The organism is Nonomuraea sp. CA-141351, assembly GCF_050944675.1.
Taxonomy (GTDB): domain Bacteria; phylum Actinomycetota; class Actinomycetes; order Streptosporangiales; family Streptosporangiaceae; genus Nonomuraea.
This window is the reverse complement of the sequence record NZ_CP191982.1, coordinates 9,669,656-9,691,996: the sequence shown is the minus strand read 5'-3', so window position 1 is coordinate 9,691,996 and position 22,341 is coordinate 9,669,656. Positions and strand designations below refer to the sequence as shown.

Annotated in this window: 17 protein-coding genes and 1 pseudogene; 11 read left to right on the top strand and 7 right to left on the bottom strand. The window is 63.1% G+C overall.

The genetic code is table 11. From position 1 onward, the window contains the following. Position 1: 1 nt before the first annotated feature. Complete coding sequence (locus tag ACQPWU_RS45420; protein ID WP_433431992.1) at positions 2 to 1,291, bottom strand: hypothetical protein; 1,290 nt, start codon at positions 1,289 to 1,291, stop codon at positions 2 to 4. Between the two features lie 184 nt (positions 1,292 to 1,475). Between ACQPWU_RS45420 and ACQPWU_RS45415 the strand changes: the two genes are divergently transcribed. The 3 genes from ACQPWU_RS45415 to ACQPWU_RS45405 all read left to right on the top strand — a co-directional run bounded on the left by ACQPWU_RS45415 (position 1,476) and on the right by ACQPWU_RS45405 (position 5,220). After that, a complete protein-coding gene (locus tag ACQPWU_RS45415) occupies positions 1,476 to 2,090 on the top strand; it encodes an XF1762 family protein (protein ID WP_433431990.1) in 615 nt (204 codons plus the stop codon). Beyond that, positions 2,090 to 3,112, top strand: a complete 1,023-nt coding sequence (locus ACQPWU_RS45410; protein WP_433431988.1) for a DNA-methyltransferase — start codon at positions 2,090 to 2,092, stop codon at positions 3,110 to 3,112. The genes ACQPWU_RS45415 and ACQPWU_RS45410 overlap by 1 nt, the downstream gene beginning before the upstream one ends. 218 nt (positions 3,113 to 3,330) lie before the next feature. After that, positions 3,331 to 5,220 (top strand): recombinase family protein, encoded by a 1,890-nt coding sequence (locus ACQPWU_RS45405; protein ID WP_433431986.1) that lies wholly within the window; start codon positions 3,331 to 3,333, stop codon positions 5,218 to 5,220. 104 nt (positions 5,221 to 5,324) lie between these two features. Here the strand turns inward: ACQPWU_RS45405 and ACQPWU_RS45400 are convergent, their stop codons facing one another. The 4 genes from ACQPWU_RS45400 to ACQPWU_RS45385 all read right to left on the bottom strand — a co-directional run bounded on the left by ACQPWU_RS45400 (position 5,325) and on the right by ACQPWU_RS45385 (position 9,575). Further along, positions 5,325 to 5,966, bottom strand: coding sequence for a hypothetical protein (locus tag ACQPWU_RS45400; protein ID WP_433431984.1), 642 nt, complete (start codon positions 5,964 to 5,966; stop codon positions 5,325 to 5,327). A gap of 12 nt (positions 5,967 to 5,978) precedes the next feature. Next, positions 5,979 to 6,854 carry a hypothetical protein gene (locus ACQPWU_RS45395; protein ID WP_433431982.1) on the bottom strand — a complete coding sequence of 292 codons (876 nt, stop codon included), beginning with the start codon at positions 6,852 to 6,854 and terminating at the stop codon, positions 5,979 to 5,981. Next, on the bottom strand, positions 6,851 to 8,566 hold the full coding sequence (locus ACQPWU_RS45390; RefSeq protein WP_433431980.1) for a hypothetical protein: 1,716 nt from the start codon (positions 8,564 to 8,566) through the stop codon (positions 6,851 to 6,853). The genes ACQPWU_RS45395 and ACQPWU_RS45390 overlap by 4 nt, the downstream gene beginning before the upstream one ends. 94 nt (positions 8,567 to 8,660) lie before the next feature. Further along, entirely contained in the window at positions 8,661 to 9,575 is a 915-nt protein-coding gene (locus ACQPWU_RS45385; RefSeq protein WP_433431365.1) for an IS982 family transposase, read from the bottom strand. A 141-nt stretch (positions 9,576 to 9,716) separates the two neighbouring features. Between ACQPWU_RS45385 and ACQPWU_RS45380 the strand changes: the two genes are divergently transcribed. The 3 genes from ACQPWU_RS45380 to ACQPWU_RS45370 all read left to right on the top strand — a co-directional run bounded on the left by ACQPWU_RS45380 (position 9,717) and on the right by ACQPWU_RS45370 (position 13,332). Continuing rightward, complete coding sequence (locus tag ACQPWU_RS45380; protein ID WP_433431978.1) at positions 9,717 to 10,418, top strand: NUDIX hydrolase; 702 nt, start codon at positions 9,717 to 9,719, stop codon at positions 10,416 to 10,418. Between the two features lie 395 nt (positions 10,419 to 10,813). Next, positions 10,814 to 12,952: an MGMT family protein gene (locus ACQPWU_RS45375; protein WP_433431976.1), complete on the top strand. Its 2,139-nt coding sequence runs from the start codon at positions 10,814 to 10,816 to the stop codon at positions 12,950 to 12,952. A 182-nt stretch (positions 12,953 to 13,134) separates the two neighbouring features. Continuing rightward, a complete protein-coding gene (locus ACQPWU_RS45370) occupies positions 13,135 to 13,332 on the top strand; it encodes a helix-turn-helix domain-containing protein (protein WP_433431974.1) in 198 nt (65 codons plus the stop codon). A 24-nt stretch (positions 13,333 to 13,356) separates the two neighbouring features. Here the strand turns inward: ACQPWU_RS45370 and ACQPWU_RS45365 are convergent, their stop codons facing one another. Next, positions 13,357 to 14,646 carry an IS256 family transposase gene (locus ACQPWU_RS45365; RefSeq protein ID WP_433431943.1) on the bottom strand — a complete coding sequence of 430 codons (1,290 nt, stop codon included), beginning with the start codon at positions 14,644 to 14,646 and terminating at the stop codon, positions 13,357 to 13,359. 162 nt (positions 14,647 to 14,808) lie between these two features. Between ACQPWU_RS45365 and ACQPWU_RS45360 the strand changes: the two genes are divergently transcribed. Then, on the top strand, positions 14,809 to 14,964 hold the full coding sequence (locus tag ACQPWU_RS45360) for a hypothetical protein (RefSeq protein ID WP_433431972.1): 156 nt from the start codon (positions 14,809 to 14,811) through the stop codon (positions 14,962 to 14,964). Positions 14,965 to 15,317: 353 nt separating this feature from the next. Here the strand turns inward: ACQPWU_RS45360 and ACQPWU_RS45355 are convergent. After that, positions 15,318 to 16,082, bottom strand: a pseudogene (locus ACQPWU_RS45355) (transposase family protein). Between the two features lie 591 nt (positions 16,083 to 16,673). Here ACQPWU_RS45355 and ACQPWU_RS45350 point away from each other — a divergent pair. From ACQPWU_RS45350 to ACQPWU_RS45335, 4 genes are all read left to right on the top strand, one after another. Next, on the top strand, positions 16,674 to 17,921 hold the full coding sequence (locus ACQPWU_RS45350) for an AAA family ATPase (RefSeq protein WP_433431970.1): 1,248 nt from the start codon (positions 16,674 to 16,676) through the stop codon (positions 17,919 to 17,921). 77 nt (positions 17,922 to 17,998) lie between these two features. Further along, the gene (locus ACQPWU_RS45345; protein ID WP_433431968.1) at positions 17,999 to 18,604 is read left to right on the top strand and encodes an RloB family protein; all 606 of its coding nucleotides are present in this window, start codon (positions 17,999 to 18,001) and stop codon (positions 18,602 to 18,604) included. A gap of 19 nt (positions 18,605 to 18,623) precedes the next feature. Then, entirely contained in the window at positions 18,624 to 21,110 is a 2,487-nt protein-coding gene (locus tag ACQPWU_RS45340) for an N-6 DNA methylase (protein WP_433431966.1), read from the top strand. Then, on the top strand, positions 21,103 to 22,341 hold the full coding sequence (locus ACQPWU_RS45335) for a restriction endonuclease subunit S (RefSeq protein ID WP_433431964.1): 1,239 nt from the start codon (positions 21,103 to 21,105) through the stop codon (positions 22,339 to 22,341). The genes ACQPWU_RS45340 and ACQPWU_RS45335 overlap by 8 nt, the downstream gene beginning before the upstream one ends.

Sequence of the window (22,341 nt, the reverse complement as noted above, 5' to 3'; positions counted from 1 at the left end):
CTCACCCGCCCACGACGCTCTTGAGCACGTTCACGAAGATCGGCGCGAGGACGGCCAGTCCGTAGCCGAAGGCAGCAGCCTTCAATGCCGCTTTGGCCTTCTGGACCTCGCCCGGGTCTCCGCCGGCAACCAGATATCGCAGTCCGCCGACGGTCAGCATCAGCGTGGCCAGCGTCGCCAGCAGGCCGATCAGCCAGTTCCGGATGTTGGTGAAGACCGTGTTCAGGTCGGTGGGAGCGGCCGCATCGGAGGGAGCGGCGGCAAACGCCCCCATTGCCACGAGTACGACGAGCAGGATGGCGACCGCCGTGACGACGGCAGTCGTTGCCATGCGGCGCCGCAGGGCCTTTCGTCGGCCGCGGCACGGCTTCGCCCGGCGTGTGGCGGGTTGCCGAACGTCCCAGGCATTGCCGGAGGGAAAGGTCCGCGCGGAGCCGGGGGCAACGTCCCTGCCTCCTTTCGGATCAGTTGCCGCTTCCGCATCCGGAAGACCCCGGCTCCGCACGGGGCTCGTGTCCTCCACCCTTCGAGGGGCGGAAGAAGTGATCGTCGGGGACAGCGCTGACCCGATTTCCCCGGATCGGAGGGCCGCAATGAGCTGCGGCTCACACCGCTGCCGCCGCTTACGCGCTGCCGCCTCGCTCAGCCCGAGCCGCGCTGCGGCCTGCCGCAGCGGCATCCGCTCCAGCCGGGTCAGGCCGATCAGCTCAGCGTCCAGTTCACTCAGTACGCCGCTGGCCACCGCGTCGATCAGGACCAAGTCCGGATGACCCCACGGGCGCGGCGGCGGAGCGGACTCGTGTAGCGGCAGATGCCGCCCTGCTTCCGATGCATAGTCCCGTACGGCCCGCTCACCCGCGTGCTGTGCCGCCCCGCAGAGCCGAGGCCGGACGTTGGGACCGGCGAGGTCGATGCGCTGAAGGGCCCGCAAGTAACCGGTGAGGATCTCGGTATCCAGGTCCGCCACGTCTGCCGTTGGCGCGTGGCGAGTGAGCGCGCCGGCGATCATACGCAGTGCGGGGATCGCCATGCCGACGGCGGCGACCGTCCAAGCGGCTCCCAGCTGGCGCGAGCGAGTCACCAACTCCCGCCAGACGGCGTCCCGGGTGTCGTTGACGACGGCGCGGCTGGTGAGCAGGCGCCGCAGCTCCAGCAGCCCCACCTCGCCCTGAGGGAGATCAGGTGCCAGACCTGCACAGTCCAGCGTCAGCCCGCCGGGACCGGTTGCCAGCAGGCGGAACGAGGTCTCCGCGATATCCAGCGGCGAGCCAGTCATGAGATCGGCGCTCATTTCACGCTCCAGGTCAAGAGAAATTCCGTTGTCTCGAACCCGGTGTACGCGCCGCATCAGAATTCGCTCAGATGAGCCTGTGCTGAAATTCCTCAGAGCCAGGCTTCAGATGTTCTGAGAGCTCGCCTTCTGAGGTCAGTTCTGAGGCCTCTGAGAAGGCTCTGAGCTGGGTGTTGTCCTGGACGTGCATCCGGAAACGTCCCGACACCACTTCATGGAGAATTGGAATGAGAAATCGCGACCACTCGGTGAGCTGAAAAATCAGCAGCAATCAGCGGACGGCCGGCTGACGATTACCCCGGTCGCTATTCAAACGGCAAAAGCATTCGTCGCCTGGACCCACCGGCATCTCGGTCCGCCGGTCGGCGCCAAGTTCGCCGTAGGCGTGAAGACCACCAGCGACACCCTCGTCGGTGTCGTGATCGTCGGCCGCCCGGTCGCCCGCAACCTCAATGACGGCCACACCGCAGAGATCACCCGCCTGGCCACCGACGGCACCCCCAACGCCTGCTCCGCCCTACTCGCTGCCGCCTGGCGGGCCTCCAAGGCCATGGGCTACCGCCGCCTGATCGCCTACACTCGCGCCGACGAATCCGGCACCAGCTTGCGCGCCGCCGGGTTCCGACCCGTGGCTGAGCTCTCGCCCAGGCCGGGCTGCGACACCCTGAGTCGCCCTCGTACCTCGAAAGACGCCGACAACATCGCCGGCATCCAATGGGAGATCACCGCGGGCGGTGAGGGCACCCAACTCGCGTCCGATGCCACTGGCGGGCGCCGTCCGGCAAGGAGGCGCTCTTGATGCGCCAGCCTTACTGGGGCGACGAGTACGCCGAAATCTTCCAAGGCGATGCCCGCGAAGTACTGGCCGAGATGGAAGGCGGCTCCGTCGACTGCATCGTCACCAGTCCGCCTTACTACGGACTCCGCCACTACTGCCCTGGCGAATACGGTCAAGAGCCAACGCCGGAAGAGTATGTGGAAAACCTGCGAGGTGTCTTCGCCGAAGCCCGGCGGGTCCTGGCCGACGACGGCACCTTCTGGCTGAACCTCGGTGACTGCTACGCGGCCAACTCCGACGGCTGGGCACGTGGCGCGAACTTCAACCAGCACCAACCTCGCGTCCGGCCGGCAGGCGGATGCTCGCTACCGCCAAAGAACTTGCGTGGCATGCCGTGGCAGGTCGCCTTCGCCCTTCAACGAGACGGCTGGATCCTGCGGAACGCCATTGTGTGGCACAAGCCAAACGCGATGCCCCAGTCTGTTCTCGATCGGCTCTCCAACCGCTACGAGTTCATCTTCCTGCTCGTCAAACAGCGCCGCTACTGGTTCGACCTCGACCCGATCCGGGAGCGATACACAGGAGACCGCTCCATCGCACGCCGTTCAAGATTCGGTGGCAACAAGCCGAACTCCGTCAAAACCGCATGGCCCTCAGGCGGCAAGTACGACGCCGGTGCCGAAGTCTTCAGCGGCAAGCGACATGGCGAGGCCATGTTGCCTACCGGTGGGCGACATGACGCAGTACACCCGGAGGGCCGGAATCCGGGCGACGTGTGGTCCGTCTCCACCCGTCCGCTCCGAGAAGCGCACTTTGCGGCCTTCCCCATCGATCTCCCTCTCCGAGCGATTGCCTCTGGCTGCCGCCCAGGAGGCACCGTCCTCGATCCCTTCACCGGCGCCGGCACGACCGGCATCGCCGCGCGGCAACTCGCCCGCTCCTTCCGGGGCATCGAGCTCAATGTCGCCTACTGCGATCTTGCACGTGCGCGATTGGCTGCCGCTGCGGCACAGGGGCATCGGCCGGAGGCGGATGATGGCTGAAGAGATACAAAGGGCCTGCTCAGGGCCTCCCAAAGCGGCTTCGGCGGCGTACGCTGCAGGGCCTGGTCAACCATGCAGCGGTCAGCCAGGCGTGCGGATCGAGATCGAATTCGTCTTGCTCCAGGGTGAGGAAGGCCGCTCATTGCGTGCGGCTCAGGCGGATGTGATCCACGAGGTCCTGTGCTGGTTGGCCGTGCGCGATAGGTATGAGGAGAACGATGAGCGGGTGGGGAGCGGGGAGCAGCCATGACCCGTTTGACGGTCTACGTATCGCCTGGTGCGGCCGGACCTCGACCGAGGACCTGCAGGACCCGACCCTTTCGCTGCCTCGACAACTCGACAACAGCCGGGCGGCCCTGCCGCCCGGCGCCATCATCGTCGCGCACTTCTATGACATCGAGTCTGGCCGAAAGAATCTCGAAGACCGCGGCCATGGCACCGCGCACGAGCGTTTCGACATCCCGATCCCCCGCGATGGCGGCATCCAGGACCTGCTCGCCGAGGCAGGCCAGCGCAACCGCCGATTTGACGCGGTGATCTGCGAGTCCATCGACCGTATCTCTCGGCGTACTTTCTACGGCACGAAGATCGAGCACGAGTTGGAGGAACTCGGGGTCGCTCTCTTCGCCGCCGACGAGCCGATCACGCTGAACGGCAAGCGCGCCACCGCGATCCTCACCCGCCGCGTCAAGCAAGGCATCGCCGAATGGTATGCGGTGCAGATGATGGAGGCCTCATGGGACGGCCTGCGCACCCACACCCTGCAGGGCTGGAACGTCGGACACCCGCCGTACGGCTACCGGGCCGAGAAGGTCCCTCACCCCGTTCCGGCCAAGGCCGCCGATGGCAAGAGCAAGACCCGCCTGGTCCCCGAGCCGGTGCGAGGACCGGTCGTCACCAAGATCTTCATGTGGCGGGTCATGGAACGGCTGGGCTACGGAGACATCGCCGACCGGCTCAACACCGACCACGACCGCTTTCCACCGCCTGAGTCGCTGAACCCCAACTTCCGCGGCCGTAACGCCTGGTCGCGTTCGGGGGTTCGAGAGATCCTGCGCAACCCCAAGTACACCGGCCACATGGTCTGGAACCGCAAAGCCACCACGAGCCGCCGAGGCAGCAAGCGGAGCATGGCCAACCCACCCAGCGCCTGGGTCTGGTCAGAGCATCCCACCCATGAACCCTTGGTCACCAGAGAGATCTACGAAGCCGCCCAGAACATAGGGCGTGTTCGCGGCACCTCCCGGACTGGCTCAGCGGTCAACAGCCACCGCCAGACCCGACGCACCTATCCCTTGCGATCCTTCGTCTATTGCGATCCTTGTGACCGGCGAATGTTCGGCCAGACCGAGACCCGTCGCAAGGCTCAGGACGCTTACTACTGCTGCCAGCCTGACCGGAACCACAAAGGCCGCGAAGACCGCTTCTCCGGACATCCGAAGGTCATCCGCGTCCGTGAGGACACCCTCCTCGACGCGGTCCACGACCTGTTCCAGCGCCGCATCTTCGGCCCAGGCCGCCATCAGCTCCTGGCTGCCGACCTACCGCAGAGCAGTAAGCAGGCGGAAGGAGAGTGGGAAGCGCGCTGCCAGGCCCTCAGGAAGCGCATCACCGAGATCACCAAGAAACAGGACCGCCTGATCGCTCAGGTCGAGGAGGGCGAGATCGACGACGCGTTTGCCCGTCGCCTGCGCACACGGTTCTCCGAGTTGGAGGTGGAGCGCCGCACCAAGGCCCAGGAACTCGCCGAGACCGAGGCCAACCCGCCCGCCAGCGACCACCAGACCGACTTGCTCTACAAGATCCCCATGCTGCAGACCGGAATCGCCGAACTACCGGAAGAACTTCAACGCAAGCTCTTCGAGGTCTTCCACCTGGAGATCCGTTACAACGACAGCGTGGGAATTGCGCTGATCAGGGTCGCTCTCGACCACGACACCATCGAAGGAGTAGCTGCCATGGCAGAACACATCCCCGGAAACGAAAACAAGCGCCCGCTGGCCGCGTGCGCCTGTGCCGAAGATTTGGAGCGTGCCCCCGGCAGGATTCGAACCTGCGGCACCCGCTTTAGGAGAGTGGTAGCCGTAGGGCTGGCGCACACGCTCTGACCTGTGCAGAAGCTTTGCGACACATGCGCCGCCTCGAAGATCATCCCGCGCATGTCCCCGGACCCGTCGAGGCTGGCCACCACGCCACTTAACGGCACGCCTGTCTAGGCATGGTCCCAGGCCGTGGTGAAGAGCTGAAGGGCGTAGTCGTACATCAGGCCGGGGCGGGGCGCCACGATGCAGGGCGAGTCGCGGCCGTGGGCCGCTCGACGGTAGAGAGTGAGGAAGGCGACGCGGTCGGTGATCACTATTCGGTGGAGGTTGGGGAGGTTGTAGCGGCGCAGCTCGATGTTGTCCCTGTCAACGGCGACTTCCCTGATGTATCCGGCGTTGATGTCGACCTGCTCGGCCAGCATTCCGCGGGAGAAGCCCGGGTCGATGCGCCGGATCTGGTCCTCGCGCCACTCCAGCCATGATGCTGAGGGGTGGTTGGTATCGGGAAGCAGTACGTGAACGAACTCTAGGCGACGTCCTTCGTCCTCCCACAGGGCCACGAATCCGTCGCGGGTGAGTTCATTCCCTCGGCCTGCGAGCACCCGTACCCAGCGGGCTTTGCCGAGTTCTGCTGTGAGAGCTTCGGCGGCGACGCGCTGTCGCGGATGCACCCGGGAGATTCCCAAGCCGGTGAATCTGGACAGAAGCAGGGTCGGCCAGGAGCGCACGCGAGGCGACAGCGCCATGCCGCCCACAACGGCGAGCACTGTGGCGACGAGCGAACTCACCACCCCGATTACGAACTCTCCCATCGAGACTTCCCGTCAGGTGTGAGATGGAAGGTAGGGGATTAGGGCTCGCAGTACCTCTGCGGCGTTCCGGGCAGCCGATTTCTGTAGGATGTCATTCTTTTCTTTGTTCGAGTAGTCGGAGACTCCGCGAATCACTACCCATCCGCGCATCTGAGCCAGATTGCCGCGCTCGTGGAATGCCTGAGCCAGACCGCCGGCTTCCATATCAACCACAGAGATCTTGTCGTTGTAGTGTTTGAGGTATTTCCTGATTTCGGACTCAGCGTCCGCAATAACGGCGTCACCGGTTCCGACGATGCAGGAGATGACCTGAAATCCGTCCTCTCCGCTTCCGAATCGTGCCGGTTCGCCGTAGTCGACGAAGAAGCTGTTCACGGCGTTTCCCACCATGGCTGATGTCTCACGGTCCTCGCCTCTGCGCTGGGTGCCGTCAGCCGTTTCCTTTCGGAGGTCGTAGTAGACGGCTCGCGTTGCTATGGCGACGTCGCCCGCGGAGACGTCCGGATGGAACCCGCCGCCGATGCCGACAAGTGCGACGACCGCCGGTCGGAACGTCTCCCTGAGATTCTCGAACGCGGCCATTGTCGATCGCTGGCCCTGGCCCAGCGATCGAGTCATCGCCACCCTGGCGGCTACGCCTCGGAGGTCGATGGTGCCGTGCCAGAAGGGAATCCCGTTCACGGGGGCACGTTCGAGTTTGAGGGTATCTATGACTGCCCTAGCCTCTGACTCTTTGATTGTTATCACGCCAACGTCTGCGCGCCTACCGGCCACGGCCTCGGTCAGGTGGTGGTGGACGACCGTGGCACCGTCGCCGACCGCGGTGCCGCTGATGGTCATAGAGCCGCCCTGATTGATTATTCCGCTGTTCTTGAACTGACCGGTCATGCGTGGCCTCCTCCTGATGCGCTGCCGAAGTTCTCAGGCAGATCGAGTCTCACCGCGTTGGTGCCGACCGCGGAGTTGTTTACATTCATCGACTCACCGAAGTTCATGATCCCGGTATTGATGATGTTGGTAGCGCGTTCCTCAAACTCCGAGATGTCGACCTTGTGATCGCGCAGGAACTCGGTCGCCGCCTTCAGCAGACGGTCTTCTATGAGCTTCACGTGGTCGGAGATGAGCGTTCGGTCGAGTTGTGCCGTCTCCCACGGCATGCGCTTCTCTTCCCGCACACTCAGCTTCGCTCCGATCTTCACACCGCGTTTGGGATAGAGAACGCGGGTTCGCCGTGCTCGAAGGGCGCCGAGCAGGATGGTCGGGAGGTGGATGAGACGCCACGACTGCAGGATGTCGGTCGGAAGTTCGGTAAGAGCTCGGACCGCTGCCCGGAGTATGGCAGTGACCCCAGACTCGCCATACTCGTCGAGGACGTGATACTCGTCCGGAGTCCGCGTCAGCGCACAGGCAGCGAAGTCGAGGCTGAGCGCGCGCCCTTTGACTGTGGTGCGAAGGAACACGGTTGTGACCAGCTCACCGGATACCGATGTACGGATCTCGAGGAAGTGATGGAATCGGTCGAACGGCCGATCAATGATCTCGTTGATTTCGTTCGTAGCAGGCTCGCCTTGCAGCCAACCGCGCTCGGGATCGACATCAGCCTCCGCTACATAGATACGGTCCGCTTTTCCGAAGTCCGGAAGGCTAGTGGCGTCATCCAGCCCGTCGAGCCGTTGCATCTCGTCCTTCAAATAGGCGACCAGCTCATGCGCCTTGAACGGGAGGGGATCAAATTCCCGATCGGCCATGCTGCCTTTGCCCATTCTCAGCAGGTGGATGTTGAGCGGCGGATTCCAGCGATGCGTCAGCCGCCCGGCTCCGACAAATGGTTTATGTGAGTCGTCGAGCGCAAGGATGTCGCGGAAGTCCTCCGGCTCCGGCTCCTCCTTGGGGACCCTGCGATAGATGACGAAGGTGTGGTGCTGCTGTTCATCGATCGCTCGACAGCGGTGGCTGTCCGGCGAGGGCAGCCGGCCCTTGGCCGTTTGGTGCAACGCGACGCGTTGGGCGGCCCCAAAACCGCACGCGACGAGAACCGTCAACATCCCTATGATCGCTGTTTGCTGCAGCAGCTGCGAGAGCGGAATGCCCGCCACGCCGGAGATCACGGGAATGGCGACGACCAGAGCACCGCTGCCGATACAGGCAAGCTTCAGGGAACGGAGGTGCTCGGCGAGATCGTTCGACTCGCTGCTCCAGCGGACACGTCGCAAGAACCGGTCCGCGCGCTCTTTTGCCTTCAGCGGCAAAGCGACCCGTGCGCTTCTGACGGCGACGGCAGCAGACCGGCGCAGGCCGAACAACGCCGTCGCGGTGGCTGTCGCGGCGGGCGCCCATGCGATGCCACCCAGGAGAATCGCGAGGACCAGCACCCACTTCAGTGTCTCCAGATGCCACGCCCGCCAGGCGTGCGCGACAACTGGCACCAGATCGAAGCCGTAGGAGGGCGCGACCATGTGCTTGGAGTCGTTGTAGACACGGCGGATGACCATGTCGCGGAAGTCGCGGTCGAGGTAGACACCGGCACAGAGGTACCGTGTCGCCTTTGAGCCGACTGCCCCCGTGTCGTTCTTGAGACGTACCGTGCGCGATCGGGACATGAGCCCCTCCGGTAGTCATTTAGGTAAACATGACCATAAGTGCGGCACGACTTGGAGTCAACTAGACGACTGATTCCAAGCCGTTCGGATGGGATCAGTGGTCGTAGGCGGTGAGGGATCGCGCGATGGGCTGATCAGTCTTGTCGTTGTGCCAGATCACGGCGGTCAGAGCCAGGACACGGGTGATCACACGGATGGCCACCCCGGCGGCGGTGCGTGCGCCGTGGCGTTCCAGGTCGAGCTGACCTTTGAAGGTCTGGTTGATCGATTCGATGGTCTGGCGCAGCGGTTTGAACAGGTGCGCTCCCGGGCGTGGGGGCTCGCCCTTGCGGGCCTTGCGCAGCAGGCGCACGCCCGCACCGGCCAGGGTGTCTTCGAAGTCGCGGCCGTAGTACTGCATGTCCGCGATGAGGTCCTGGCCGCGGTGACGGGCCAGCAGGTCGGGGTCGGCCTGGAACATGCCGAGCAGAGTGGTTCGCTCGTCGGCCTTGGCTCCGGTCAGGGCGAAGGCGATCGGTAGCCCACCCAGCGTGCACAACAGGTGCAACCGTAATCCCCAGAAGAAGCGGGAGTGCGAGGGGCAGTAGCCGTACTCGGCCCAGCCGGCCAGGTCGCTGCGCTGGGCTGTTTGACGGGAGCGGCCGCACTCGACCGGGGTGGAGTCGACCACCCACACATCATCGCTCCACAGCGAGGTGTCCCGGCCAAGGATGCGGATCATGCTCAGCACCAGGCTGGTGGCGGCGCGCAGGCGTTTGTTGTAGCCGCTTTGGCCGGGCAGGTAGGGGAACATGCCGGCCAGGTGGGCGCGGGCATAGCGCAGCCAGCGCCGCTCGGAGGTGAAGCCGAGCAGCGCCGACATCACCGCCAGGGTCACGAGTTCGGCGTCGCTCAAGGTGGGCTGGATGCCTACCCGGGGACGTTCAGGTGCCAGGTCCGGGAATGTGATCAGCTGATCGTCGATCTTCACGTACAGTGCGGTAGCGAGGGTGTTCAGGTCTTTCGTCACAAATCGATCTTGGACACCCTCGCTGCATGTCCGCAGGCGATCAGCGAATCTCAGCCCTTGGAATCAATCATCTAGACCTTTAATGGGGGTATGGCAACAAGCAAGACTGTCCGCCAACGCCGCCCGCCCGCCTCCCTGGCCGTGGCCGTGGACCTGGTGATCTTCACCGTGCGCGATGGCGGACTCCACGTTCTGCTGATCGAGCGCGGCAACATGCCCTACCGTGGCGTAGCGGCGCTGCCGGGCGGGTTCGTCCGCGATGGCGAGGCGCTGGACGCGGCCGCCAGACGAGAACTGCGAGAAGAAACCGGAGTCGCCGGCGACAGCCTGCACCTGGAACAACTGCACGCTTACGGTGACCCCAGTCGCGACCCACGTGGGCGGATCATCTCCATCGCCTACCTCGCGCTCGGCCCCGATCTTCCCATGCCCCGTGCAGGAACCGACGCGTCAGCCGCCAACTGGACCCCGGTCTCCTCCATCCTCGACGGGCAGATCACACTCGCCTTCGACCACGAGCAGATTCTTCTTGACGGGCTGGAGCGGGCCAGGTCCCAACTCGAGCACACCACGATCGCCACCGCCTTCTGCAAGGAGCCCTTCACCATCGCCGACCTGCGCCAGATCTACGAAGCGGTGTGGGGCCTCTCCCTCGACCCCAGCAACTTCCGCCGCAAGGTCATGAAGACGCAAGGCTTCGTCATACCTATCGGTGAACGACGGCTCCCCGACGTAGGCCGCCCAGCCGCCCTATTCCGCCGAGGACTCGCCAAGACACTCACTCCATCGTTGACGAGGTTGGGCAGCGTCGCCCCGCCTTTGGCTGACCACGAGAAGCCTTGATCGCTTCCAGTAGTCGATGACGCATGTCAGCCCCCTTGTGCGGGTCCCGCACCGGTGGCGTTCGGCGATCGGTCGTCCGGCAATGTGGCGAACTAGTTTGAAGGAGATAACGAGCGTGGCACGATAGTTGCTCAAGTGGATTTTCGGTAGCGGTGGAGACTTGAAAGGCTCTTCTACAGGGCTCCACCTATATAACAGAAACTGTGCTCTGTGCCCGTTCCGCACTCCTCTCCCTATGCCCCTCTCGAGACGTCAAACCCAGTTGTTCAGGTCGATCTTGCAGAGATCACCTCATTGTTGACAATTTGTCCTCGCTGCCACGTTGACCCGCTCAGTTGGTGGTCACCTCAGACCTCTCCAGTAGGCATACCAGCAATTGAGATCAAGGAGCCTCGATGTCCTTCGCCGAGCACATCGCACCAATTCTTCGCACGACCTTGGAGGTCCTCCGGGAGGCCGGTCGCCCGCTACAGCCCGATGAAGTGCGGAAAGCGGTCACCGAAAAGATCTCCATCGCCCCGGAGCACCAGGGTCCCAATGCGCACGGCCAGACCCGCTGGTGGGCACAGTTGGGATTCAGGACGGGGGAAGCGGCGTCGCTCGGCTGGATGATCAAGAGGAACGGGTGGTCGATCACACCCGCCGGAATCCAGGCACTGGAAGATTTCCCCGGGGTTGAGCTCTACCGGGAGTTGGGGCGTCAATATCGAGCACGGCGGCTGCCTGCTCAGGGTCGCAAGGATGCCCGTTGGGACGTGGTCTTAAAGGCCCTGAAGCACTTGAAGCCTGGTAGCTGGACGACCTACGGTGACTTGGCCGAACTGGTCGGCATGTCAGCGCAGTCGATCGGCGGGTTCATGGCCGAGGCCCCCGAGGGATACAACGCCCATCGAGTTCTCCAAGCCGGAGGCCGGATCTCGCCGCAGTTTCGCTGGCTGGACCCGCTGCGGACCGAGGAGCCGCGTGCCGTCTTGGAGCAGGAAGGCCTAACCTTCGACCAGGCTGGGCGGGCAGACCCAGCACGCCGCGTCACGGCGAATGACTTCCGCAAGGTGCTCAGCGAGGCAGGGCCGATCCCAGGGGTGACCAGCGCGGTATCACCTGCGTCTGCACCCGACGATGTCCCGCCGGCGTTCGAGCAGTTTCAGCAGAATCTCGGATATGCCCGGCAGCTCGTACACGGGGGCCAGAACCTGGAACGGCTCAGGGTAGGCGCCTTTGACGTCGGCGATCTCTACCGAGCCGCCTGGACCCAGTCCGTAGCCGCCTTGGACCACTGGATTACACGGGAGATCATCGACCGGGCGGTGGCTCTCGCGTTGCAGCCGGGGGTGGCTCGTCCTCCGAAGTTCAGCAAGCTGTCCATCCCCGTCGAGCTGTTCGAGAAGGTTCACCATCACGATGAGCCCCTCGACGAGGCCTTCCGCGCCCACTTGGAGCAGGTCTTCGCATTCATGACCTTCCAGAATCCAGACAAGATCAAGGACGGGTTCGCCCATGTCAGCACCGTCAACCTCTGGGTGAAGGTCGCGGAGATCCTCACCGCTCAGGACGCGGCGGAGCCGATCACCTCCGACGGCGTGCGGAGCAAACTACGCGACATTGCCTGGCGCCGGAACAACATCGCGCACACGGCCGACCACGACCCGGACCAGCCCGGACAGAAGGCGGCCATCAGCGCGCGCGAGGCGGAGGAGACCATCTCCTGGCTTGAATCGATTGCGATCGCCATCCAACTGGCACTCGGCGACCCGCTGCCGGCCTCGAACTACGACGCCGCGCCGCCCGAAGCGGGCACCCTCGGAGCCGTCCCAGCAATGACCAACGAGCGACGGGCAGCGCTATCACGAGGACAGAGCAAGTGGGATGAGGACAGCCTTCTCCATGCGCTGGAGCAATACTGTTCCGAGGACGTGGCCAACACCCTGCTGGCGGTCTATCGGCACGCGGAACGCCATCCCTCGTTTCGCGGGTACTACTTCGGCGAGGCCGAATACCCCTCCGTCACGGCATGGTTCAGTCTCGGCACCGACGAGGCGGCGGTCTGGAGCATTTACACCGGCGTGAGTAAGTCGGTCCTTTCCATCAACTTTGAATGGATGCATAACCGCGGAGCTTCCCAGGACCGACTAGCGCGACTCGTCAACGCTCTGAGCGTCTTTCCGGGATGGGCGCAGGTCCGTGAACAGCTCATCGCTGCGAACTACGCAAAGCGCCCATCTCTCGCCCCGGCTGCGCTCGCCCAGCCTAATGCCTCAGAAGTTGTGACCGCCGCGCTCAATGACCTCTTGGCGGTGAAGTCACGCATCGTCCAGATCCTCGATCCTCAGCCTTCGGCGTGGTACAAGAACCCGAACAGTACGGGCGCTCGGGGCGGTTGCAGCCAGCACGGAACTCCGCCCTGTCACGCTGATATCGTCGCAAGCGTCGTTCTCGCCGATGCTGGTAGCGACAATATCCAGTGGGCAGTCTGCCAACGCGGACTCCAAGAGCTCAAAGCCGACCTTTCGCCTCCCCGTGAGAGCACAATCTGATCTGTGGGGAAGGGCAGGTCTCTCGTTGATGGCTCGCCGTCCTGCTCATTCGGTAGACCTCTCAGAGCAACACTCAAGCCCCCGCTCTCCCTGGGCGTGGAAGAGCGGGGACGGGTAACGCGGGTCTATGCCCGCTCAGCATACCTCGTTCCCGATCATGAGCTGTGGCCTAATCTTCTCCTATGAACCCATCGACCCTAGGGCACCTGATCAGCGCGCGGAGGATCGAAAGGAACCTCACCCAGGCACAGCTTGGTAGGAGGCTTGGCTTGGACCAATCCCGTGTCTCACAGTATGAGCGCGGCGAAAAGATCCCTTCCAAGCACCTCAAGCAGCTCTACGACGTGTTAGGCATCAACCCGGCGGAGGTAGAGCAATAGTCAAGACCTGTGGATCATGCGTTCCTAGGCGGCTGTGGGGACGGGTGATTCTGCAGGGCGTTCGACGAGCTTGCCGTCGATGAAGGTGGCGCCGGCTCGGACCAGGGCGACCAGGTGAGCGCCGTTGACGGCGCGCCAGCGCGCCTGAGCGGACTCGATCAGCTTGAAGGCCATCGCCAGGCCGGCGGCACGGGAGCCGGGACCCTTGGTGACCTTGGTGCGATGCCGGACGGTGGCGAAGGTCGATTCGATCGGGTTGGTGGTGCGCAGGTGCCGCCAGTGTTCGGCCGGATAGTCGTAGAAGGCGAGCAGTTCTTCGACATCGTCGACGACTTTGGCGACCGCTTTGGGGAACTTGGCGCCGTAGGCGGCCTCGAACGCGCTGATCGCGGTCAGCGCCTGGTCCTTGCTCTCGGCGTTCCAGATCTCGGCCAACGCCTTCTTCGCGCCAGGATGGGCGGACTTCGGGAGCGCCCCCAACACATTGGCAATCTTGTGAAACCAGCACCTCTGCGCCCTGGCCTGCGGAAATACCTCACTTAGGGCTGACCAGAAGCCCAGCGCGCCATCGCCGATCGCCAGGACCGGGGCGCGCATGCCGCGCCGGGCGCAGTCACGCAGCAGGTCAGCCCACGACTCGCTCGACTCCCGGTAGCCGTCGGTGAGGGCGACGAGTTCCTTGCGGCCGTCGGCGCGCACGCCGATCAGCACCAGCAGGCACAACTTGTGCTCTTCCAGGCGGATGTTGACGTGGATGCCGTCGGCCCACAGGTAGACGTAGTCCACGTCGGATAGGTCGCGTTCGGCGAAGGCGCGTTGCTCGGCTTTCCACTGCTCGGTGAGCTTGGTGATGACCGGCGCAGACAGCCCGTTGCTCGAGCCGAGAAACTGGCCGAGAGCGGGCACGAAGTCGCCGGACGACAGCCCGTGCAGGTAGAGCAGGGGGAGCACCTCGGTGATGGCCGGGCTCTTGCGGCACCACGGCGGCAAGATGGCTGAGGAGAAGCGTCGGCGCTTGCCGGTGGCTTCGTCGATGCGCTTGTCGTTGACGCGTGGGGCGCGCACTTCGATGGCTCCCGCGCTGGTCAGTACCTGCCGGGGTTCGTGGTGACCGTTGCGGACGACCAGACGGCGGCCGTGTTCGTCACGTTCGTCGGCGAACTGGGCGATGTAGGCGTCGACCTCGGCCTTGAGCGCTTCGGCGAGCATCCGGCGGGCGCCTTCCCGGACGAGCTCGTCGATCAGCGCGGGCGACGGGGCGGAGATCGCCGCGGCGCGGTCGCCGTTGGCGGGGTCAGGGACTACGGTGAGCACGGGTGTGCCTTCCCGACCGACGTTGGCGCGTCGGTCATGCTTGTGGATTCACATGATCATCGGGAAGGTACACCCCTTCCCGATGATCCACAGATCTCAAGCATTGCTCCGGAGGTATTCGCTGAGATAGACGACCTCTTCAACGCAACCGAGAAGGCGATAGTGACTGACCCAGAGCTGACCCGCAAGGAGCAGGACATCTTCTTGAGCGCCTACGGAGCGGCCACAGGACGGCCGTCGGTGGAGAACGCGACCTACTACCGCACCATAGGGGACGGCTGGGACGACATGATGCGCCGAAAGCGGGACGAAAAGTAAAACGGCCCCGTTCCTCTTTGAGGGACGGGGCTTCTCATGCTCCTTTGCCGATCGTCCTCCCGCCGTCATGGCAATTCCTTGACCTCGCAGAGCTGCCGTTCCTACATATGGGCGCTCAACTGCTGGATGAACGTGGCGGCACAGCAGGATTTGCACTCGCGGTACCGCTGTAGGAGAGCGGTAATCGTAGGGCTAACTCAGGCGGCCTGAACTGCGCGAACACCTCCTGTGGCCTGCACCGCTTGCAAGATCATCCCGTGTATGTCCCACATGTCGCTTCGGCTTACCCATCTCACTCTCAGGCAGTGGCTGGCTTCCGGCGGCCCTCCGGATTGCCGTTCAGTGAATGCTTTTCATCCCGCTTCGCGGAGTTGGAGCGTAAGGATGGCCTTGACGAGCTGACCTGCGAGAAGGGGGCAGCAGCGAAGCTTGCGGAGGATGCGCCAGGTTTTCAGCTGAGCGTTGGCGCGCTCGCCGGGTCCGCGGAGCTTGGCATGGGCGACGTTGGCGGCCTTCTGCGAGGCGGGCTTGTTGTGGCCCTTGTACGGCACACGCACGTGCTCACCGGCGCCAACGTAACCCTTGTCGGCCAGGGTGATCAGGTCCGCGGCCTTCAGACGGCGCAGGATGCCCCAGATGCGGGCGGCCCTGAGGTCGTGCACCGAGCCCGGCAAGGAGCCTGAGGTCCACAACGGGGTGCCGTCGGGCGTGGCCAGCACCTGGATGTTCATGCCGTGCTTCTTGTGCTTGCCCGAGTAGTACGGCCGGTCGGCGGCCACCCGGTCGATCGGGATGAGGGTGCCGTCCAGCACCAGGTAGGGGTATCCGGCGCGCTAGGCGGCGCGTAACACCTGCTCCAGGCGGGGCGAGCGGCGCGCCAGCAGGGTGACGGCCTCACCGATGTAGCGCCAGGCGGTCGCGATGCCGACGCCGAAGCCGGCGGCGACCTCCGCCAGCGTCTCGCCCTTGCGCAGGTGAACGAGGACGAGCAGGGCCTGCTGCCCGGGGGTGAGGCGACGCCACGGCGAGCTGATCGTCTTGCGGTGCCGGCGCAAGAGGCCGGACAGGTAGGACAGCGTCCGAGATGACAACGGCAGCGCGGCGCGGTAGAACAGCAACTCAGAGCCTCTGGTGGCGAAGGTTGATCTTGGTCGACAACCCTTCTATCAGGGGCTCTTCTCGTTGTCGATCAGTCCCACGTGCCCACTGCACTCTCGACCTGCGGCTTCAGGTTGGAAATCCCTCAGTACCTCGACGGATGGCCAACCCGCTCATTCGGTGGCAAGGGGACCCGTACCGTAGGGCCGCCAGGCCCGAGGAACGGAAGCCCCGCGGCAGCCCAAGAAAATCGCACGCAGTGCGATACTGCGCGGCAAGTCTGCGTAATCGGAGCTGTGCAAATGCCTCAAGCAGCAGCCCGTAGTACGCACATGATCATTCAATGCGTGCCCAGTGGCAGGACACCCGCCAGGTACCGCTGGCGGCCGTGGCTCTGGTGAGGGCGCGCCCACCGACCCGACAACCGCTCTTGCCACCGGCACCGAAGATGCGCTCGATTACCCCCAGCGGGCCCGCTCCTGGTAAGACTCAACCGTGCCTTCCCTAATTGATCAGGTACAGAACCGGATTTCGAGGCCGCCAGTGTAGGTTTCTGCCACGACCGGGCATAGGATCGTGCCAGGTGCCTCATCGATGTGAGGAGGCTCGGCATGCTTGTGGGGTTCCGCGCCGGGAACGTGTTGTCGTTTCGCGGAGAGTTTGAGCTATCGATGCTCGCACCGGAGGGCAGTGACCGCTTCACACGATCGCTCGGCGGACTGCATCTTTCCTCGGTCGCCGCTGTGTTCGGCGCCAACGCCTCTGGGAAGACGAACTTGCTGGGCGCCATGCGGTGGATGCGGCACGCAGTTCTGGACTCGGTAGCCGATTGGGCTCGGCTTAAGGGCGTACCCCGTCGGCCGTTCGAACTGGATCCGGAGGCGATCAACGAGGCCTCCTTGTTCGAGGTCGATGTCATCATCGGAGGTGACAGATATGTCTACGGGTTCGAGGTCTCTGACGAGCGCGTAGAGACAGAATGGCTGCATGTTTACCCCCAACGGAGCAGCAGACGCCAGGTATGGTTCGACCGAGATGCCGCACGCCCAGAGCATGGCGAGGAAGAGTACCGCTTCCCCAGCGATCGGCTCAGAGGCGCGAAGAAGACAGTGATCGAGGTGACCCGGCCTAACGCGCTCTTCCTTACGGCCGGGGGATCCCTCCAAATGAAACAGCTGACGCCCTTGTACGACTGGTTTAAGGCAAATCTCTGGCTAGTCAGCCCGGGCGATGATCTACGTCAGCGTGATGCTTACACGCGACGGGAGCTGCTTAAGCCGGAATTCCGCAAGCGGGTCGAGAGCCTATTGGCGATCGCGGATCTGGGGTTGGCAGGTGTGACAGTCGAGGATCGTGGCGAGGAGTTGCCGGAAGTCTCCTTGCTGCACAACGGCAAGGATGGGCCGGTGGCGCTTGACATCCGGCATCAGGAGTCTCTCGGGACGCTGGTCTGGCTGGCGTTTCTGGGGCCGTTGTTGAAGGCGCTCGATGACGGAGCCGTCCTGCTAGTGGACGAGCTCGACTCCAGCGTGCATCCGATCCTGGTCGCCGAGGTCGTCCGGCTCTTCGAGGATCCTGTCGCAAATCCCAGAGGAGCGCAGCTCGTCTTCACCGGCCACGATGTGACTCTGCTGAGTAAGGCACACGTGGAACGCCCCCTCGATCGTGGTCACGTATGGATCACCGAGAAAAGCAAGAATGGCGAATCGGAGCTCTATCCGCTCACGGCGGCGGGCGTGCGCGCGGATGAGAGTCTGGAGCGCGGATACCTGCGCGGACGATACGGCGGAGTGCCACGCATGGGGCTACGGAGCGTGGCGGTGGAGGTCGAGAAGCGAGCAGCCGGGGCTGGACGGTGAGCCGCGTCAAGCGAAAGGGCCCGCCCACCACTGGCCCACGCGTGCCGCGGGTCGTGACAGATGGTAAGGCCCGCAAGGTGATCTACGCCGTATTGGAAGGTGAGACCACCGAGCGCGACTACCTTGCTTACCTTGAAGACAGATTCGGTGGTAATCCACGTACCTTCGAGATTCACCCGATCTGGGAACGCGACGGTCTCAAACCTAACGTGGTGGTCACACGGGCGGTGGAGAAGGTCGCTGAGCTGGACAACCCCGACCGCGAGCAGGTGTGGGCATTCTTCGACAGAGACACCCATGAGCAGGTTGCGGAGTCCTACGCACGAGCCGAGGCCGCTGGAGTGCATGTGGCCTTCTCCAACCCGTGCTTCGAACTGTGGCTGCTGCTCCATTTCGTACCTGGAGCATCAGGGGCGCTGAGTCCCAAGGGCGTCCAGGACCAGCTTCGATCTGCCCATCCGAGCTTCAGCGCCTTCGTCAAGAGCCTGGGGACCGCTCAGACGAACGCATTACACGGAGCCGAGAAGGACGCTGTTCAGCGAGCGAAGATGTTGATCACAAACTGTCCAAGCGTGGGCTGCTCCGCCAAGACGGGCCATAGGGCCGACTGCAGGGTGCTCGACCGCCTTCCTTCAACGGAGGTGTGGAAGCTTCTCGTCGGGCTGGGCATCGTGCCGGGCTGAACTATGAGAGATTCTTCTCGTGCCTAAACTGACCCTTCCCCAGCTCGAACGTCATCTCTTCGCCGCTGCCGACATCCTTCGAGGGCAGATGGAGGCATCCGACTACAAGGACTACATCTTCGGCATGCTGTTCCTGAAGCGGGCAGCCGACGAGTTCGAGTCCGCGTGGAAGGCCGTCTACGAGGCTGAGCTCATACGGACGGGCAGCAAAGAGGAGGCCACGGCCGCCGCCAACGACCCTGAGTCCTACCCAGATCACTTCTTCGTCCCCAAGGACGCACGCTGGTCGCACATCGAGGGGCTGGTCTCTGAGGTCGGCGAGGGACTCGACATTGCCTTGGTCGCCCTGGAGAACGCGAACAAGGACGACCTGGACGGCGTCGTCGGGCACATCCACTTCAACCGCACCGTGGCCGAGGGCGCCCGGCGACTGGACGACCGAAAGCTGCGCGAGTTGATCCGCCACTTCGGTAAGCACCGCCTGCGCAATGAGGACTTCGAGTTCCCCGACCTGCTCGGCGCCGCCTATGAGTATCTGATCGGCGAGTTCGCCGACTCGGCGGGCAAAAAAGGTGGTGAGTTCTATACTCCTCGCCCGGTCATCCGGATGATGGTCCGTCTCGTAGATCCGCAGCCGGACGACTCGGTTTATGACCCGTGTGCTGGCTCAGGAGGGATGTTGATCTTCTCTCGGGAGTACGTTGACGAACACGATCCGGAAGGCACGGCGGGCCGTCGACTCACCCTGGCCGGGCAGGAGTTCAGCGGCACGTCTTGGGCTATGGCTAAGATGAATCTCCTCCTTCATGGGATTCGGGACGCTTCCCTCAAGCAGGGGGACACCATAGGCGATCCCAAGCACGTCTCGAACGGCAGGCTCGACCGGTTCACAAAAATCCTCAGCAATCCCCCTTTTTCCATCAACTATGACAAGGCGGGGGCATTGCGGAACTTCAAGGAGCGCTTCCGCTGGGGCTGGTGTCCGGACGGCAGCAAGAAGGCCGACCTGATGTTTGTCCAGCACATGGTCACCGTCCTGGAGGACGGGGGGATCGCAGCCACCGTCATGCCTCACGGAGTGCTGTTCCGGGGAGGTGTCGAGCAGGAGATCCGGGAGAAACTGCTGATCGACGACGTCATCGAGGCGGTGATCGGCCTCGCCCCCAACCTGTTCTATGGAACGGGCATACCGGGGTGCATCCTCATACTCCGCTCGCCTGGCGGCAAACCGCGCGAGCGGGAGAACCAGGTGCTGTTCATCAACGCCGATCGCGAGTTCATCTCCGGGAGGGCGCAGAACCACCTGGGGTTCGACCACATCGAAAAGATCGTGACGACCTACTGCCAGTGGCGTGAGATTGACGGCTTCTCCCGGCTGGTCGGCAAGGATGAGCTGCTGAAGGCGGAGGCCAATTTCAATATCCGACGGTGGATCGACAACTCGCCGCGCCCGGAGCCACAGGATGTGCGCGCGCACCTGCATGGTGGAATTCCTCGGACCGAGGTGGACAGCGCTGCGGACTCGTTTGATGCTCTCGGTATCGACGTACTCTCGCTTTTCCGCGAGCGCGACTCCGCCTACCTAGACTTTCTCTCTGAGGGGCACAAGGCCACGGCCATGAGGATCGCCCATCTCGCCGGCCCACGCCTTGCCAAGCTTCGTGACGCGTTCGCTGCCTGGTGGACCGAACATTCACGACCACTCGCTGTACTCCCGGAGACCAGGAAGCTCATGGCGGTCCGCGAAAAACTGATGGAGTCCTTTGGCGCAGCTCTCGCTCCTGTGGGCGTGCTCGACGAGTTCGCCACCGCCGGGATCATCGCCCAGTGGTGGGGAGAGAACAAGTACGATCTCAAGGCGCTGGTAGCCGATGGTGAGCCACGTGGTTTTCTCCGGGTGATCGATGGCTGGGTTACAACCATCGAGACTCTTTTCCTTCCTGGCGATGGGGAGAAGAGCAAGTCAGCGGCCGAGCGCCGTACAGCCTACGAACATCCCCTTGTAACGCAGGTCATTCCAGATTTCCTGGATCGCTTGGCCGAAGTTATGGATGCCCACGCCGCAGCAGACGCCGCTGTCAAGGCCGCCGAAGCTAAGTTGGCGGAGTTCCTCGGTGAAGAGGAAGAGGCACGTGAGATGATAGATCCCCTCTCCGAGGAGGCCATGGAGCTGCTTCGATTGGAGATGGAGATCGCTAGGCTGAAGAAACAGCGCGCCGCAGTAGCCAAGAAGCGCAAGACATTGGAGGATTCCTTCCTACCCGAGTTGCGAAACAAGGTTTCCCTGCTATCGGATGACCGAGCCAGAGATATCGTGCTCGGTATCCTGCACGACCGACTCCTTCCTCAGCTGGAGTCGCGTGCAGCCGAGAACCTTCGCGCGATCCAAGCTCGATTCCAGAAATGGGTGGAGAAGTATGCACTGTCGTTTGATGACCTCGAAGCATCTCGTGCCACTACCGCCAAGCGGCTGGCCGGGCACCTGAAGGAGCTGGGCTATGCTTGAGGCGCACAGGATTCGCTATGTTCCTGTACGGGAAGTCGGTGAGGTGACGTTGGGCCGGCAACGCTCGCCCTTGCACACCGCTGGCGCCAATCAGGCTCCCTATCTGCGTGTGGCCAACGTGCTGGATGGCCGCATTGACTACTCAGATGTGCTAAAGATGAGCTTCGCTCCTGCTGAGCGAGAAGTGTACGAGCTGAAGCCAGGCGACATTCTTCTAAATGAAGGTCAGAGTCGAGAGCTTGTCGGGCGGTCGGCCATTTATGACGGGCCACCTGGTATGTTTTTTCAGAATACACTAATCAGATTCCGTGCAAGCAATTCTATTTCTCCAGGATATGCTCGTCACGTATTTAAGCATTGGCTGGACACTGGCATGTTTGCTGAGGTTTCAAAGCAAACTACTAGCATTGCTCATCTGGGTGTCGATCGCTTTAGCTCGATGCCGTTCCCCCTGATCAAGCTAGAAGATCAGGAGCGAATCACGAGGATCCTAAATGAGATTGATCGGTTGATTGTATGTATACGCAGAAAAATCGACAAGATCGAGCGCTTGCGAACAGCGCTACTGCTTGAGGCGCTACGAGCTACGTCTGCCGCCGAGCCGGGCAAGGGATGGCAGCGTATTCCGCTTCGCGAGTTGATCGTCTCAGTGGACTATGGAATCTCGAGCCCATTGACGCGCAATGCCGAGGGGACACCTATCCTGAGAATGAATAACTTGCACGATGGGCGAGCTTATCTTGACGATATCAAGTTCTCTAGCGCGCCTATACCATCAAGCCTCCTCCTCAAGTCCGGAGACGTTCTCTTCAATAGAACGAACAGCATTGACCATGTAGGACGCACAGGTATCTGGCGCGGAGAGTTGCCCGAAGCCTCATTTGCTTCATATCTGGTTCGAATAAATCCGATAACGGATAGACTGAGGCCGGAATATCTCACTCTCTGGCTTGCGCACCCGGTAATCAAGAATCGCATCAGGGCTATTTCTACACCCGCTGTACAGCAGGTGAACGTTAACCCGTCGAGATTGTTGAACCTCGAAATAGACGTGCCATCTAGTCTCGACGAGCAGCGACGCGCATGGCAGTCGGTTTCGACAGTGGATGAGCCGCTTGAGCATGAAAGGTTGGAGTTGAGGAAGCTCAAGACCTTGCGTAGGGGACTGGCAGATGATCTCTTGACCGGTAGGGTACGAGTCACTGAAGTGTCGGGAGCTATCGGGGGATAG